We start from the raw sequence: 329 nt of genomic DNA, 5'->3' as shown, positions 1-329 counted from the left end.
CTCGGTCGCGATGTCCTGCATGGCCTTGGCCTGGGCCTGCCACTCCTCGGCGGCGTTGGTGAGGGTCTCCAGCTCGCCGGTGACCTCCTCCAGCATGCTCATCAGCCCGGTGAACTCCAGGGCCTCCCGGACGATGTCGTCCAGGCCCGCGTCCAGCCCGTCGGCCACCGGGTTGCTGAAGCTCGGTAGCGGCAGGAGCGGCTCGTTGACGAAGTCCCGGGTCCACTTGAAGCCCGCGCCCACGTCCCCGAACGAGACGTCCGTACCGGCGATCACCGGGCACCCCCGTAGACCGAGGCGATCGCGTCGTCGTGGCTCGCGTAGTTGTT

General features: G+C 69.0%; 1 protein-coding gene. It reads right to left on the bottom strand.

The annotated features are described in order from the left end of the window. Positions 1 to 276 (bottom strand): hypothetical protein (locus tag ABD323_RS42595; protein WP_344447417.1); only part of this gene is annotated, 276 nt, incomplete at its 3' end. Positions 277 to 329 lie beyond the last annotated feature (53 nt).

This window comes from Kitasatospora nipponensis (assembly GCF_039528135.1).
GTDB lineage: Bacteria > Actinomycetota > Actinomycetes > Streptomycetales > Streptomycetaceae > Kitasatospora > Kitasatospora nipponensis.
Note: the sequence above shows the minus strand (reverse complement) of the source record. Positions and strands in the feature narration are given on the sequence as shown.